15 protein-coding genes are annotated in these 15,406 nt (G+C 67.6%); 9 read left to right on the top strand and 6 right to left on the bottom strand.

Annotation, left to right across the window (positions count from 1 at the left end):
- Nucleotides 1-58: 58 nt before the first annotated feature.
- On the top strand, nucleotides 59-1,006 hold the full coding sequence (locus tag F8566_RS46765) for an EamA family transporter (protein WP_225994165.1): 948 nt from the start codon (nucleotides 59-61) through the stop codon (nucleotides 1,004-1,006).
- Between the two features lie 248 nt (nucleotides 1,007-1,254).
- Nucleotides 1,255-1,557, top strand: coding sequence for a hypothetical protein (locus tag F8566_RS46770; protein WP_151570422.1), 303 nt, complete (start codon nucleotides 1,255-1,257; stop codon nucleotides 1,555-1,557).
- Between the two features lie 231 nt (nucleotides 1,558-1,788).
- Here F8566_RS46770 and F8566_RS46775 read toward each other — a convergent pair whose 3' ends face one another.
- Nucleotides 1,789-3,036: a vanadium-dependent haloperoxidase gene (locus F8566_RS46775; RefSeq protein WP_225994166.1), complete on the bottom strand. Its 1,248-nt coding sequence runs from the start codon at nucleotides 3,034-3,036 to the stop codon at nucleotides 1,789-1,791.
- 114 nt (nucleotides 3,037-3,150) lie between these two features.
- Here F8566_RS46775 and F8566_RS46780 point away from each other — a divergent pair, with 114 nt between their 5' ends.
- The 3 genes from F8566_RS46780 to F8566_RS46790 all read left to right on the top strand — a co-directional run bounded on the left by F8566_RS46780 (nucleotide 3,151) and on the right by F8566_RS46790 (nucleotide 5,439).
- A complete protein-coding gene (locus tag F8566_RS46780) occupies nucleotides 3,151-3,711 on the top strand; it encodes a hypothetical protein (protein ID WP_151570426.1) in 561 nt (186 codons plus the stop codon).
- Between the two features lie 88 nt (nucleotides 3,712-3,799).
- Nucleotides 3,800-4,414, top strand: a complete 615-nt coding sequence (locus F8566_RS46785) for a TerB family tellurite resistance protein (RefSeq protein ID WP_192810251.1) — start codon at nucleotides 3,800-3,802, stop codon at nucleotides 4,412-4,414.
- Between the two features lie 146 nt (nucleotides 4,415-4,560).
- A complete protein-coding gene (locus F8566_RS46790; RefSeq protein ID WP_225994167.1) occupies nucleotides 4,561-5,439 on the top strand; it encodes a DUF72 domain-containing protein in 879 nt (292 codons plus the stop codon).
- A 32-nt stretch (nucleotides 5,440-5,471) separates the two neighbouring features.
- Here F8566_RS46790 and F8566_RS46795 read toward each other — a convergent pair whose 3' ends face one another.
- Complete coding sequence (locus tag F8566_RS46795; protein WP_151570433.1) at nucleotides 5,472-6,275, bottom strand: SAM-dependent methyltransferase; 804 nt, start codon at nucleotides 6,273-6,275, stop codon at nucleotides 5,472-5,474.
- A 252-nt stretch (nucleotides 6,276-6,527) separates the two neighbouring features.
- On the opposite strand from F8566_RS46795, the gene F8566_RS46800 reads away from it, so the two are divergent.
- From F8566_RS46800 to F8566_RS53215, 4 genes are all read left to right on the top strand, one after another.
- Nucleotides 6,528-7,385 carry a helix-turn-helix domain-containing protein gene (locus F8566_RS46800; protein ID WP_225994168.1) on the top strand — a complete coding sequence of 286 codons (858 nt, stop codon included), beginning with the start codon at nucleotides 6,528-6,530 and terminating at the stop codon, nucleotides 7,383-7,385.
- Between the two features lie 325 nt (nucleotides 7,386-7,710).
- Nucleotides 7,711-9,066 (top strand): hypothetical protein, encoded by a 1,356-nt coding sequence (locus F8566_RS46805; RefSeq protein WP_151570437.1) that lies wholly within the window; start codon nucleotides 7,711-7,713, stop codon nucleotides 9,064-9,066.
- A gap of 287 nt (nucleotides 9,067-9,353) precedes the next feature.
- Nucleotides 9,354-9,980, top strand: coding sequence for a hypothetical protein (locus F8566_RS46810; RefSeq protein ID WP_151570439.1), 627 nt, complete (start codon nucleotides 9,354-9,356; stop codon nucleotides 9,978-9,980).
- Complete coding sequence (locus F8566_RS53215) at nucleotides 9,977-10,882, top strand: J domain-containing protein (RefSeq protein ID WP_192810252.1); 906 nt, start codon at nucleotides 9,977-9,979, stop codon at nucleotides 10,880-10,882. The genes F8566_RS46810 and F8566_RS53215 overlap by 4 nt, the downstream gene beginning before the upstream one ends.
- Nucleotides 10,883-11,004: 122 nt before the next feature.
- Here F8566_RS53215 and F8566_RS46820 read toward each other — a convergent pair whose 3' ends face one another.
- From F8566_RS46820 to F8566_RS46835, 4 genes are all read right to left on the bottom strand, one after another.
- Entirely contained in the window at nucleotides 11,005-11,772 is a 768-nt protein-coding gene (locus F8566_RS46820) for an SDR family oxidoreductase (RefSeq protein ID WP_151570441.1), read from the bottom strand.
- Entirely contained in the window at nucleotides 11,769-12,770 is a 1,002-nt protein-coding gene (locus tag F8566_RS46825; RefSeq protein WP_192810253.1) for a sugar-binding transcriptional regulator, read from the bottom strand. The genes F8566_RS46820 and F8566_RS46825 overlap by 4 nt, the downstream gene beginning before the upstream one ends.
- 69 nt (nucleotides 12,771-12,839) lie before the next feature.
- Nucleotides 12,840-14,330, bottom strand: a complete 1,491-nt coding sequence (locus tag F8566_RS46830; RefSeq protein ID WP_151570443.1) for a sugar ABC transporter ATP-binding protein — start codon at nucleotides 14,328-14,330, stop codon at nucleotides 12,840-12,842.
- Nucleotides 14,331-14,422: 92 nt separating this feature from the next.
- A complete protein-coding gene (locus F8566_RS46835) occupies nucleotides 14,423-15,370 on the bottom strand; it encodes a sugar ABC transporter substrate-binding protein (RefSeq protein ID WP_151570445.1) in 948 nt (315 codons plus the stop codon).
- Nucleotides 15,371-15,406: the final 36 nt, after the last annotated feature.

The following is a 15,406-nucleotide window of genomic DNA, read 5'->3' on the forward strand; positions in this document are numbered from 1 at the left end:
CGGTATGTCCAGTATCCTCGCGTGGACACGAACGTTCGCGTTCCCTTCTACTGGGGTCATGACCACGAGCCTTTCCTCTCCGACCCCTGCCTTGTCCGCCGGCGCAAGACCCGCCGCCGGCATCGGCGCCCTCATGGTGCTGGCCTCCATGATCTGCGTGCAGCTGGGTCTGGCCGTCTCGGTAGGCCTGATCGACCAGCTGGGCGCCGAGGGCGTCGCCTGGCTGCGGCTCGCGTGGGCCGGGATCCTGCTGCTGATCATCGTGAGGCCCCGTCCGTCGGCTTTCAGCCGCGCCGACCTGCTCGCATGCACGGCGCTCGGGGTGGCGACGGGAGGCATGACCCTGTTCTTCATGGCCGCGGTCGAACGGCTGCCCCTGGGCACCGCCGCCGCACTCGAGTTCCTCGGCCCGCTCGGCGTCGCCCTGGTCCGCGGACGCGGCGGGAGCAAACTGTGGCCGCTGCTGGCGGCGGCGGGTGTCCTGCTGCTCACCGAGCCCTGGCACGGCGGAAGCGATCCGGTCGGCGTGGTCTTCGCGCTGGCCGCCGCAGCCTGCTGGGCCGCCTACATCCTGCTGACCCAGCATGTCGGCGACCAGGTCTCCGGGCTCGGCGGACTCGCCGTCTCCATGCCGGTCGCCGCGCTCGTGGCCACCGTCGTCGCCGGCCCCTCGGTCGTGGACCACCTCTCCTTGCCGATTCTCTTGGCCGGGCTCGGCCTGGCCGTACTTCTGCCCGTCGTGCCCTTCGCCCTCGAACTGATCGCTCTGCGCCGGCTCACCACCGCCGCGTTCGGCACGCTGATGTGCCTGGAACCGGCCATCGCCACCGTCATCGGACTGGCCTTCCTCCACCAGATACCCGGCTGGGTCCCCATCGCCGGAATCGCCTTCGTGGTCGCCGCCGGAATCGGCGCCGAACGCACCGGCGCCCGCGCCGACAACCAGCAAGTTCCAGTGGAGGCCGCTAGCGTTCGCCACCCCACTTGCGACAACGCGGCAGCGTGACCTGCTAGATAGACGAGCCAAGGCCCCCGGCCGGACTACAGGGTTGGCTGGCCCTGGACGACTTCCTGCGTATCAAGCCTTGAGCGGTCAAACGGCCTCTGGCCCGCTACGCCCAGGAGGCCTGCGCGTCGGCCGACTCGTCCACACGTTGATGATCAACATCGATGTCTTGACCAGCCCGATCGCCCCTTGACCAGACCGGGTTTGAGAAGCGTCCGCAGGGCTCTGATGGTGGTTACGCTCGTCGGGTGGAGTCAATCGTGGCGGCGGGCGTATGGCTCTATGACGGCGTCGTGCCCACGACGGTCAATGTGGTCATGCTCGACTACGACTTCTGGCACGTCATTGCGGAGGCCAACGGTGATCTTGAACCGGGAGAAGTTCCGCAGTTGAACGAGGAGGGCCGCCTCTACTACCTGAAGTATCTGCCGGCTGGACGGCCTGATGACGGCGGCCGCCCGTTTTGGCCGAGTTCTCAGGGATTCCACACGTTGGCGGAGGCGGTCGCCGCCGCCGAGGCGGCCCTGCCAGGGCCCGTCGTGTGGAAGTAGGCGACGACCGAGGCCGGCCGGGCAAGTCTGTCTGGACCGGCCCCCTGGCTGGCACTCTCACATACGGAAGCGTCGGCTCCACCCGGGACTCGGATGTACTGGAAGTCCCAGATGGAGCCATCGCTATTTCATTGATTCGTGCAATCTAGGTTCGCCGAATGCGCAACCCAGTTGGAGCGTCCTCCTCGGCCGTGCGGCCCATCGGCTGCGTCAGGAAGCGATCTTCTCTCGTCAGTTGCCGCGACGGACGAACGCGTTGTTGAGGACGTCGCGGGTGACGGTTGAGCCGAGCCGATCGCCGTCCACTGAGGCGAAGCGGTAGTGCACCCCGGCCCAGACCCTGGCCTGGAGCAGTTCGGCCGTGGCTTTGGAAAGGCTGTTGTAGCGGCGGGTCGTTCCGGAGTCGGCGCTGTAGGCGCTGAAGGAGACGTTGTCGCGACCGAAGAACTTCCGCAGGCTTGCCGTGGTCGCCGACGTGAAGCAGGCGTGCCCTGACGGGTACTCCGCCGACGGTGCCGTGGTCCGCAGCGGAGTCCAGTCCCGATCTGCCTCGGTGGCCGGATTGCCGTCGGTGTCGGCCAGCGGGATCGCCGTCACCGGGCGCCAGAACCTCCAGAACTTCTTCTCCTGGTAGCAGGCGATCAGCGCGTCGGCGGCGGCCACGTCCACCATGGCGAACATGCGGGCCGTCTGCAGGGTGCCGAGCCGGTGGGTCGTGGCGAGCTGGCGCTTGATCGCCCACTCCACGAGTCGCGGGTCGTCCCACCAGATCGCTGCCTCTTTCTGCTCAGGCGTACGGACCGTGCTGGTGGCCGAGCCGAGAGTCTTGACCTCGTTCAGGTCGCGGGCATAAGCGGCGCTGGCCAGGGCCGGCGGCCCTGGGGCGCGGTAGTCGCCGACGTCGTCGATGACGAACGGCTTGAGGGTGGCGAACCAGGCGCCGGTTTGGAGGAAGCCGGGCGGAGTCGGCCGCCACTGGCCCGGGGCGTTGCCGACGGGCCAGGTCGCATCGGAGAACGCGCCGTCGTTGCGGCGGGCATCGATCATCGCCGCGGCCGCGGCCTCGCCGACCGCGATGCCGCCGCGCTCGGAACGGCCGTCGGGGATCGCGGCGAGTGACTTCTCGTACTGTGCGCGCAGGGAGTCGGCCTGGGCGGGGAAGAGCCAGAGGAGCGTACGGTAGGCCGCGGCGGCCACGGCCGCGGGGGTGGAGTCACCGGGCCGGCTGCGCGGAGCGATCAGGTACGGCTTGAACGGAGTGCCGGCGATCGCGTTGACCGCGTCGTACACGGCGCCCTGCACGATCGCGAAGCTGCGGGCGGACGCGGTCGGTGACTGCCGGGCGACCTCGTAGACGGCGGTCTCGGCGTGGCTATTCCAGGTGATGACGGCGTTGGGTTTTGCGGCCCCCTGGGCTTGTGCCGCAGTCGTCGTAAAACCCGTCGGCACGGTCACAATGAGCGCGGTCATCACCGCCATCCCGCGCATTCTGCGGAATGGTCCAGACTTACGAAGACGATTCGTCATGGGATCCCCATCGGCTGATCGGTGCCCGAGAAAAATCCAGTGTCCAACCACAGCAAGGCCTGAGAAATGAGAAGGACTGACCGGAACCGGCCTGGACAGCAGAGCATTTTCGAGCACAGGATCGCAGCGGCACAGCCGCAACAGTCAGGGGTCATCGCCGACCTTGTCGCGAATCCTGGGATAGATGTCCGGAAGATGCCAGACAACCGGCTCGACGAGATCGTGGAAGCCTTCGCACTCGCTCAGGTCCTCCTGCACCCGACGATGCGTGTCGATCTGTGCTCCGGGTCTCGGGGGCACGTTGCATCACCTGCAGTGACGGTCACCCCGGCGCCCGTAGGATCGGATCCGTTGTCCGCTGATCCGAAGGCCTGGAACATGACCGTCTGGCACGAACAGCAGCACGACCCGATCACCTGGGAGATGTTCCTTGAGATCGACGAGGACATCCGACGGGATCTGGAAATCGTGGACGGGTTCGTCGTTCCCCGCGAACAGCGTGGTCGGGACCACCAGAAGGTGGGAACCCGGCTTTCGCTGGCCTTCGAGCAAGCAGCGATGAACGCGACCGACCCGTTCCCGCTGGAAATCCTCTGGGAGCAACTCGAGGTCGCCCCACGGGTGTGAGCCCGGCTTGGCGAGTGTCAGGAAACGAAGGGGCTGTTCTGATCGTTTGTCGCTACGATGGCCGACCTCGGCGACGGAAGGGCATGTTTTGATCATCTTTGGGCTGCAGGTCGTGTACTTCACGCTGAGCAAGGGGGTCTTCCACTGCCCTGACTGCGGTGGTGATCGGGAGTACCGGCGCCGGCAGGGACGCAACTTCTTCAGCCTGTTCTTCATCCCGGTGATCCCGCTCAACAAGACCGGCGGCGAGTTCGTTCAGTGCAGCACGTGCAAGGGCCGCTGGAACATGGGAGTGCTCGAGGCGCCGACCACCGCCCAGCTCGCCTCGATGCCCGCCCTGCTCATGCGGCTGGCCGCCGCCCAGGTGCTGCGCTCGGGCGATGTCACCCATCCGGGAGCCCGCGAGCACGCCGTCGCCGTCGTTCGGCGGGCAGGCGACCATGCCTTTGACCCCGCGGCGCTGGACTACGACCTGTCCCGCCCGTTCGACCAGATCCGTGTCGAGATCGCGAACGCGGCCGGAGCGCTGGCACCTGAGGCTCGCGAGAACATCCTGGGCGCCGCCGCCGAGATCGCCTTCGCCGACGGCCCGCTCAGCGCCTCGGAAGAGGAGACCCTCGCGGTGATCGGGGCCGACCTCGGTCTCACGCGGGTGCAGGTCACCGGCGTTCTCACGCTCGCCCGGCAATCGACCGGTCGCTGACAGGCGGGAACGTTCTGCGGGTGTTCACGGCTGCCGAACGTCGGCAGTCGGGATCGCGGCGAGCGATCTTCTCCGCGCCGACGATTCCTTGACGGGGGCAAGGGAAGTAAAAGGGATTTCCTAGACTTTCCGGCATGGGTCAAATTTTGGTCGGCACGGCCTCCTGGACCGACAAGACGTTGCTGGAATCGGGTTGGTATCCGCCCACGATCAAGACCGCCGAGGATCGGCTGCGGTATTACGCCACGCAGTTTCCGCTGGTCGAAGTGGACGCGACGTACTATGCGCCGCCCGCCGAGCAGAACGCCTGTCTGTGGCGGGACCGTACACCCGACGGCTTCACGTTCAATATCAAGGCGTTCTCGCTGCTCACGCAGCATCCCACGAAGGTCGCCGCGCTCTACAAGGATCTGCGCGGGTTGGTGCCGGCCAAGCAGTCGGTATATCTCAAGGACGTGCCCGCTCACGTTGCGGAGGAAGTGTGGGAACGGTTCCTGAGCGCGCTGTGGCCGCTGTATGAGGCGCGCAAGCTGGGGGCGGTGCTGTTCCAGTTCCCGCGCTGGTTTCCGTTCGGGGAACGGACCCGGGCCTACATCCTTGAGGTGAAGGAGCGCTGCGCGCCTGTGCGGATCTGCGTGGAGTTCCGGCACCACAGCTGGCTGAACGAGGAGAACGAGGCCGCGACGCTGGAGTTCCTGAGGCGCCATGACGTGCCGTACGTGGGTGTGGACATGCCGCAAGGGCATTCCTCTTCGGTGCCGCCGGTGCTGGATGTGACGTCCGATCTGGCGGTCGTGCGTTTCCATGGGCACAGCGCCCGGTGGGACAGCCGCAACGTCTACGACAAGTTCGCCTATCTCTACAGCGAGGACGAACTGCAGGCATGGGCGCGCCGCATCGAGGAACTGGCTGCGGACGCCGCGACAACGCACGTGATCTTCAACAACTGCTGCGCCGACCATTCTCAGCGCAACGCGGCGCGTATGGCCGCGTTGCTGAACGGCGATCGGCCGTCGGAGGCATGACCGGAAAAGGGTTTCACCTCCGGGCCACCCGATCAGGGTTTGCGGGCAAGACCGCAGATCTGATTGACCTCGGGGGGCAGGCCTTGGGAAGTGAGTTCGGCTCGCCATCGTGAGCAGGAGACGACACCTGGCTCCACCAGCTCCAGGCCGTCGAAGAAGCTAGCGATCTGGGGGATGGTGCGGAAGGTCATCTTGGGTTCGCCATGCTCATTCCAATGGTGCAGGGAGCGGAGCGAGTCCTCGGTATCGACATCCCCGGTGGCGTGAGCGATGGCCAGGTAACTGCCTGAGGGTAGGGCCTGAACGAGTTTGTCCACGATGGCGTGGGCATGGTCGTCGTCAAGCAGGAAATGCACAATGCCCAGCAGCATGAGCGCGATTGGCTGGTCGAAGTCGAGGGTGCCGCTGGCGGCGTCCAGGATGTATTCGGGGTCCCGCAGGTCGGCGTGGACATAATCGCAGGCGCCTTGGGGGGTTGAGGTGAGCAAGGCACGGGCGTGCATCAGCACGAGCGGGTCGTTGTCGACATAGACGATCCGGGCCTCGCCGGCGATGCGCTGGGCGACCTGGTGCGTGTTGTCGTGGGTGGGCAGCCCGGTGCCGATGTCCAGGAACTGCCGGACTCCCGCTTCGCCGACCAGGTACTGGACTGCGCGGCCCAGAAAGGCGCGATCTTGACGGGCGGTCTGCACGATGCCGGGGAACATCGCGGCGATCTGGTCGCCGACCTCGCGATCGATGAGGTAATTGTCCTTGCCGCCCAGCCAGTGGTTCCAGATCCGAGCCGAGTGAGGAACATTCTTATCGATTGGCAACGCCGGGGAATCATCAGTCACGGGAAAACTCCCTTAGTCGGAGCAAGTGGAATCTCATTCTGCCCGATCGCAGCATGGCCCGGCAGTCCTGGCAGCTGTCTGTTTTCCGGTGTTATCAGCGGTGCGTTCCGGATGGGGAGGCTAACGTGAGGGGTGAGAGAGCACGGCACGGCTTCGCACCAAGGCGGCGAACAGGCAATGGATCAGATCTGGACGACACCGAATCATCCCGAGCGTGGTCCGGCCGATTCGCGGCGGCCTGGGCCGATGGTGATGCGCCTGCTGTTGGGGACACGGCTGCGCCTGCTCCGGGAACAGGGCAACGTCTCCGTCGCCAAGGCGGCGGCAGCGATCCGCGGCTCACAGTCCAAGATCAGCCGGATGGAGCGGGGTCACGTCGGCTTCAAGACCCGCGACATCACCGACCTGCTGCCCCTGTACGGCGTGATCGACCCAGCCCGGCGGGAGGAGTTCATGGATCTGGCCCGCCAGACTGATGTACGGGGCTGGTGGCACGACTACAGCGACATCGTCACCAGATCGGCGGAAACCTATCTCGGCCTGGAGCACGGCGCCGCCCTCATCCGGACCTTTGACGGCCACGTGATTCCCGACCTCCTGCAGACCCCCGCCTACGCCCACGCCGCACTCCGGGTACTGCACCCGGCCGCACCGGACGAGGAGGTCGAACGCCGGGTCCGCCTGTTGATGTGCCGTCAACAAGCCCTCACCCATCCGGAGCCGCTCCGGTTGTGGGCTGTCCTGGACGAAGCCTGTCTTCGCCGCCCCCTTGGAGACGCCGCAGGCATGCACGCGCAGGTCCGGCACCTCATCCAGGCCTGCGAACAGCCCAACATCACCATTCAGGTGATTCCGTTCAGCCGCGGCGGCCACGCCGGCCGCTATGGACCGGTCACCACTGTGCGCTTCGACGAACCAGAACTTCCCGACATGGTCTACCTCCAGCAGCTCATCGGCTCCCGTTTCACCGACCAGCAAGCGGAAACCGATCGATACCTGGAGCTGATGAACGAGATCACCTACCAGGCCCTGCCTCCCCAGGCCACCCCGATGCTCCTCAACCAGATCCTCCACGAGGCGGCACAGGCACCTGCGACAACGACGGCCTAGGCGATTCGGGCCGTCACGGAGCCGCACCGCCCCTCCCCTGCCCTCCCCTCGCCGCCCCTCGCCTCCCCTCCCGGGACCAAGCGCATGCAGGACGTGCGCATGGAGGTCATGCCGTTGAGGTGGCCGTAATGAGGCCATCACCACGGGATCCCATTCGCCGTGAGGAACGACAAGCTCTCGTGCCTAGAAGAGCCGCCCTTGACTCCCAGCAAGGGCGGCGTGGATGCGAGATGTCGACGGGGTCAGGGATGGCTCTGCGTTAGTGAGGGTTGGATAGACGGAAAGCATCACCAGTGTGTGGTCGTTAGCCTACGCTTCGTGATTTGTGAGACCTACGCACGGGATCCGCGAGGAGCTGGCAGGCCGCGCCATCGAGCAGCGCACACCTCGGCGGACCTATCTGAGTGACAGCCAGGAGAACGGTCGTTTCCCCATTCCTGCGGTCCGGATCGCGGGAACGGACGATCTGATCGCCGTGATGCGCGGGTCCGGTCTTCATGGGGTGGTGGCGTCACAGATCGAACGGGCTCGCTCGGGCTTCGAGGTGGACGCGGAGGGGAAGCCCACGCTTGAGAGCTTCGCTGAGCTCCTCAGCGTGCTGGACGAAAGTGACCGGGAGGCCGTCCGCCAGTCGGAGGAGAAGACGCGGGCGACGATGCGGTTCTGGGATCTGCTGATCCGGACCGGCATGCTGCACGTCGATCGAACGCGGTCGCTGGCGTGGCCCGGACCTGCGGCGCTCGCGATCACGGGGTCGGATGCCGACGCGGCGCTGGACGCGTGGCAGACGTTCCTCATCGCCATGCTGGATCACTGGAGTCTCTCGGAACGCCAGGACGTCGAGGAGATCGGGCTCTGCACCAATCTGCTCGTCTTCCTGTACACGCAGGACGATCTGGTCATGCATGAACACCTGTCACCGACGCCCGACCCCAAGGCCCGGGAATGCGTTCGTGTCCACGTCGGCCTGCTCACGCACGCAGGTCTTGTCGAGCAGGATGACGTCGGCGTCTGGATCAGCCCGCTGGGGACGTTGGTGTGCCGTGCCATGCTCGAGGAGGCGAGCGGGCTGACGATCCCGGCGGTCGGGTCGTACGCCGGCGCCGACGCGACCACGCTGTTGGAGGCGCTCTCGTCCTACCGCGTCGATCACATCTCGGACGAGGTGCGGGCCTGGTTGTCCGAACGTTCGGTCGAGGCGGGTGCCGCGGAGATCCGGAACGCGCTGCGCGGGGTGGACCCGATCGCTCGTCGTGCGGGGTTCGATCTGCTGGCCGGGACGATGGACGAGGCGTTCGGAAAGGTCGGCAGGCGCGTTCTGCTGGAGCTCGTGGAGGACGATGAGCTCGGTGCGCTGGCCTTCAACTTCCTGACCGCGAAGGAGAAGGAGCAGGCCTCCGTTCCGGACACGGCCGCGAACGCCTGGGCCCTTGTCGACCTGGCGGCGGTCCGCCTTCAGGCCGGCACGCCTGCGGCCGAGATGATCGAACGGCTCGGATACGTCGACCAGGACCCCGAGAAGATGGCCAAACTGATCTCGCTCTTCGGCGACGTCGACCATCCATGGAACGTGCGTGTCCTTGAGGCGATGGTCGCCCACCATCCTCAACCGGAGGTCGCCGAGGCGGCGCGTCTCGCTCTGCATCGCCTCGTTCCCACGGCAGGGTCATCGCTGCCCTAGCGGCGGGACCAACCCTGATCGGCTGGCACCGTTGGACGAGCATTGCTTACTTCCGCACAAGCCCTGCACGCCGCCGGATTCGGCCAGCCAGAGCGGTGACGATCTCGGGAACCCGTGGAGACAATCACCTTAAGCTTTGACAATCGTCGAGCAGAGTGCAGAAGGCGGAACGGATGTCCCCCTCGTCCTGGCTTGTCCCGTCCCGGCCAGGCCCTCCGGATCGCAGCCGCGGCCGGGATCTCACCAGGAACCCTCCGGGCAGCGCTCCCGTCCATCAACCCGGTGAGATGGGGCTGTCCTCCGGCGGACCACTGCGCCAGGGTCACTGGGATGCGATCAGCCCTGCGGTCCGCGACCGCCTGCTCCAGCGAGCCGGGAACATCATCGAGTGGTGGGCCGACGAGGACCAGTCCGCCCCGGACCGCCGTCCATTCGCGGTGGTCTTCGGGGACCGCGGCCTCTTCATCGCCGAGCCGCGCGTCAACACCGAGCACCGCCCCGTTTATGCGCTGTCGTCGTACGAAGTCGACCCCGCGTCGTTCCGGCGGATGACGGTGGACCATCGCCCGCCTCCACACGCCGCCGCCGCGGCGGCGGCAACCGATGACGCAGGCCCGGCGAGTCCCGATCTCGGGATGTCGGCGACTGCGCGCGGGGTGCTGGGCAACCTTCCGCCGAAAGCCCAGGAGCTCCTACAGGCTCCCTTCCTCGCCGGAGAGCGGGTGCTGCGCTACGACTGGTACTACGAAGGCCACGAGCACCACCTGAAAATGTTCATCTTCTATCTCGCCGGCTCCAAGACCGTCACCGTCGCCAACGGCACCAGAATCATCCCCGCAGGGCACACCGCCGACACGGCGCATTGGAACCTCGAATGCCGGCGCGCCACCGTGACGCGCCGCACCGGGAAATGAGCCGCCCGAAGTCGACGGGCCGAGACTGGGGATTGGACGGCCGCGACGCCTACGAGGTGCTCGGCGTCGCCCCGGACGCTTCGACCGCGGAGATCAAGCGTGCGTACCGTCGGCTGGCGCGCACGCACCACCCGGATTCACGAACGAACGACGGCTCGGCGACGGTAGAGATCTTCCATCTCTGCGCCACCGCGTATGGGATTCTCAGCAAGAGCCGCGCCGAATACGACGCGTACCGCACCCGCTGCGCCCAGGCGGAACCAGACGAGTCCGACGAACCATCGTGGGACGAGCCCGAGGTGATCTCCGATCCCTGGGAGACCGCCCAAACGGGAGCCGCACCGCCTCCGCCCATGCCGCAGCCCCCGCCGCCCATGTCGCGGCCGGCACCACCGCCTCCCCGAGTGCCGCCGCACCCACCTTTCCCTCACTACCAACCGATCCCTCCCCGCCGGAAACGTCGTGCGGCGAGCATCATCGGAGTGGGTTGCGCCATCGGGTGGGTCCTGGTGCCCGCCTTCATGCTGGTCTCGTTCCTCATCGGTGCCCTCTCCGAGAAGGAACCCGAGATCGGCGCTGCGGTACCCGAGAAGTTCGCCGGGACGTGGAAGGGCACCTACGGCAAACCCAAGGGTCAGAAGATCAAGGTCACTCTCGCGCTGCGAGCCGGGCGTGTCCGGGGTGAAGTCCTCTACCCGGGCAGGAGTTGCGGGGGGTCGGTGACGCCGACCTCGTACGCCGACGGAGCTCTGTGGCTGCGGGAGCACGCAGCAGACCAGGACCAGGGCTGCGACGACGCCGATATCCGCCTCACGCTCAAGAAGAACAAGCTCCACATCGCCTACCACCATGACGGGGCAAAAAGCCCCAGGACCACCGGCGTCCTGACCCGCGACTCCTGACCACCCACCTGAGGTTGTGATCAGTCAGGGCGACGGAAGCCGGGGAATCTCACGGGACGGGTCATCGATCTCGTGTCAGGCGCCTTGGCGAGCCGCGCGGAGGAGGACTCTCGGGACGCAGGTCACCAGGCTACGAAGCCGCCGTCTACCAGGAGGTCCATGCCGGTGACGAAGGAGGCGGCCTCGCTCAGCAGGAAGACGGTCGGGCCGGCGATCTCGTCCACGGTGGCCATGCGCGCCATGGGGGTTTCGGATTCGAAGCGTTCGACGCGGTCGGCGACTTCGGGACGGAGGTTCATGGGCGTGGCGGTGTAGCCGGGGCTGATGCTGTTGACGCGGACGCCGCGGTCGGCCCATTCGGTCGCGAGGCTCTTCGACAGGTGCATGACGGCGGCCTTGGAGGCGTTGTAGTGCGCCTGGGTGAGGCCGCGGTTGGCAATCGTTCCGGACATCGAGGCGATGTTGACGATGGAGCCGCCGCCGTTGCGCAGCATGGCGCGGCCCTCGGCCTGGCAGGAGAGGAAGACGCCGGTGAGGTTCACGTCGATGACCTTCTGCCACTGGGCGAGGGACATGTCCTCGGCCGGAGCCGCGTTGGCGATCCCGGCGGCGTTGACTGCCAGGCGCAAGGGGCCGAGTGAACGTTCGGCCAGGTCTACGGCCTCTTCCAGGTCGGTGGCTTGGGTGACGTCGCCGTGGAACGCCAGGGCGCGCCGGCCCGCTTTCTCGATGGCCTCGACGGCCACGTCCAGGTCGGCGCCGGGCAGGTCCAGGCAGGCGACGTCGGCGCCCATCTCGGCGAGCGCGATCGCCAGGCGCCGGCCGATGCCCGATCCGGCGCCGGTCACGAGGGCGACGCGGTCGTCGAGGCGGAACGAGGGTGCGGTCACGGGGTGCTCCTGTCGGGTTCGTCGGCGAGGCGCCGGGCCACGCCCAGGTCGGTGATGAGAACGTCGATCCAGCCGCCGCGCAGGGCGGCACGGATGGCGGCGTACTTGCGATGGCCGCCGGCGACGCCGATGCGCCGGGGGATGCCGCGGAACGTGTCGGGCGCGATGCCGATGACGCGTTCGTCCAGGTCGGTGTTCAGCAGGGTGCCGTCCTCGTCGAAGAAGTGCAGGCTGATGTCGCCTACTCCCCCGAGGCGCCGCAGCTCTTCTTGTTCCTCGGCCGAGAAGATGTTGCCGCTCTGGCGCAGCAGCGGGGACGGCTCCAGGCTGCCGATGCCGACGAGCGCGACGGTCAGCCGGTCCCAGGACGCGATGACGTCGGCGACCTTGGGATCGGCGACGATCGCGTCGCGGGCCGCGCGGTTGCCGACGACCCCGGGCGCGGAAATGAAGATCGGCTCGGCACCGGTGATGTCTGCGAGGCGGCCCATCAGGCGCGTGGCCTGCACCTGCACCTTGGGGTCGCCGACGCCGCCGACGAGCTGCACGACCTGCTCCAGGAAGCGTCCGCCGGGTTTGGAACGCATGGCCTCCACGGTGGCGAGCAGCGTCGCGCTCCAGGAGGAGATGCCGACCCGGTCGCCCTCCATCAGGGTGGTCTCCAGGTAGACGGCGGTGGCGGCGCCGAGGGCGGGCAGGACCTCCTCGCCCTCGCCCTCCACGTCGACGATGGCCATGTCACGGAGCCCGTACCTGGTCTGCACCGCCTCCTCCAGATCGGTGAAGACGCCGGCGGGCGGCACGACGATGGTCCGGACGATGCCCAGCTCGACGGCCTGCTTGAGCAATCGGGACACCCGCGGCTGGGAGATGCGCAGCTCTTCGGCGATCTGCGGCTGGCGCATGCCCCGCTCGTGGTACATGCGGGCGACCCGGGTCATCAGGCGCAGCTGCTCGTCGGTGGTCGCCATGCGGGTGGCGCGGCGGATGCTGGTCATCGTGGCCTTTCGGACGGTGGGCCGGCGCGGACGTTCCGGCACTGAGCATCATGCGTTCGGCACTGAGCATCATGCCGTGGCCAGCCGCATGACGGCGGTGTCGGTCGCCTCCGCCCCGGCCAGAACGCCCCGCAGGCGCCCTCGGCTGAGCACCAGGACGCGGTGCGACAGGCCCAGCACCTCGTCGAGGTCGGAGCTGACGACGACCACCGCCATCCCCGAACGGGCGAGATCGGCGATCACCTCGTAGATGGCGGCCCGGGCACCGACGTCGATGCCGCGAGTCGGCTCGTCCAGGATCACGACCTTGGGGCGGCGCGCCAGCCACTTGGCGATGACGACCTTCTGCTGGTTGCCGCCCGAGAGCGTGCGCACCAGCTGGGACGGTCGTCCCTTGATGCCCATCTCGGTGATCGCGGCGCCGGCGGCGGAGGCCACGCCCTGCGGCGTGAGCCAGCCGCGCTTGGCGACGCGGTCCAGGTTGGGCAGCGCGACGTTGTCGCCGATGGACAGGTCGAGAACGGCGCCCTGGTTCTTGCGGTCCTCGGGAACGAGCACGACCCCGGCCTCGATGGCGTCGCGGGGGCCGCGCAGCCGCAGCACGTCGCCCTCCACCGCGACCGTTCCCGCCTTGACCGGGTCGACTCCGGCGACCGCCCGGACGAGTTCGGTGCGGCCGGCCCCCACGATGCCCGCGATCCCGAGGATCTCGCCCTCATGGACGTCGAACGACACGTCCTGGAACGTCCCGTCCGCCGCCGTGAGCCCGTCCACGCGCAGGACGGCGCGTTCGCGCGGCGCCCCGGTGTCGGGGAAGATCCGTTCGATGCTGCGGCCGACCATCTCCTCCACCAGCTGGGCCACCGGCACGTGCGCGGTGTCGTGCGAGGCGACTCGCTGGCCGTCGCGCATCACCACGATGCGGTCGCAGATGCGGGTGATCTCCTCCAGCCGGTGGCTGATGTAGATGAACGCCATGCCCTCGCCTTTGAGTGCCTCGATCCGTTCGAAGAGATGATCGGTCTCGTCGGAGCCGAGCGCGGCGGTGGGTTCGTCCAGGATGAGCAGCCGGGCGTTCAGCGTGAGCGCCTTGGCGATCTCGACCTGCTGCTGTTCGGCGACGCGCAGCGTCCGCACGAGCCGGGTCGGCGGGATGTCCAGCCCCAGCCTTGTGAGCTGCTCGCTGGCCCGCCGGTTCATCTCCGCGCGGTCGATCCTGCCGCCGCGCTGGAGAAGGCGCCCGACGAAGACGTTCTCCGCCACCGACAGATCCGGCAACAGCCGCATCTCCTGGTGGATGAGGCCGATGCCCCGGCCGATCGCCTCGCCGGGCGAGCCCGGGGCGTAGGGCTCGCCGTTCCACGTCATGTCGCCGGTGTCGGACGGGAACGTTCCGGCGATCACGTTGGAGAGCGTCGACTTGCCCGCGCCGTTCTCGCCCAGCAGCGCCACGACCTCCCCCGGCCGGACGTCAAGGTCAATGTGGTCGAGCGCCTGGGTCGCGCCGAAGCGTTTGGACACACCCCGAACGACCAGGCCACGGCTGCCGTTGTCAGTCATTGCACGTTCCTACCGAGTCGGTGCGTTCCTACGGGGTCGTGGCACGTTGGTACGGAGCCGCCGCGCGTTCGTACGGGAGTCATGGCGCGTTCCTACGGGTGGGTGGCGATGTATTCGTCGGCCTTGGCCGTGTCCTTCTTGGTCAGCAGGAACGCGGGCTGCAGCTGCTGCGCAGGCACGGCCTTGCCGTCGATGACGCTGATCGCGGTGTCCACGGCCATCCGGCCCATCTTGCGGGTCTGCTGGACCATGGTGGCGTCGATCGTCCCGGCGCGGACCGCCTTGATCCCGGCCACGTCGCCGTCGAACCCGACGATCGTGTACTTCTTGCCCGTACCGGCGGACTTGACCGCCTGGGCGGCGCCGAGCGCCATCGCGTCGGCCTGGCCCCAGAAGATGTTGATGCCGGGCTTGGCCTGGAGCATGTCCTGTGCGACCGAGAACGCCTTGTCCTGCGCCCACTCGGCGGTCTGCTGCGCGACGACCTTGACCCCGGGCGCGGCTGCGAGCGCCTCACCGAAGCCTTTCTGCCGGTCGACCTGCGGCGTCGTCCCGATCTGGCCCTGGAGGATGGCCAGCTGTCCCTTGCCGCCCACGCTCTTGGTCGTCCACTCGCCGAGGGTCTTGGCGGCGGCGACGCTGTCGGTGGCGATGAACGACTTGCCGGGCTGGTCCGGCGGGTTGCGGTCCACGGTGATGACGGGGATCTTGGCGCGTTCGGCGGCCTTGACCGGCACGCCCGCGGCGGTGGCGCCCGCCGGGATGTAGATGATCGCCTTGACCTGGCGGCTGATGAAGTCCTGGATCTGGTTGACCTGGGTGGCCGAGTCGCCCCGGGCGTCCGCGACGACGACCTCGACGTTCTTGGTCTTGGCCTGCTCCTCGACCGCCTGCTTGATCTGGTTGAAGAAGTCGGCCTGGAGGTTGGCGACGGCGAGACCGATGACGATCTTGCCCTCGCCGGACGAGCCGCCGCGTCCGCAGCCGGCGACGCCCAAGGCGAGCACAGCCGCCATTCCTATGGCCATGGGGGTTTTCATGGGGTGGATACTCCTTCTGCTGGTCAGCCTCGCGGC

It is taken from the genome of Actinomadura rudentiformis (assembly GCF_008923185.1).
In the GTDB taxonomy this organism is placed as follows: domain Bacteria; phylum Actinomycetota; class Actinomycetes; order Streptosporangiales; family Streptosporangiaceae; genus Spirillospora; species Spirillospora rudentiformis.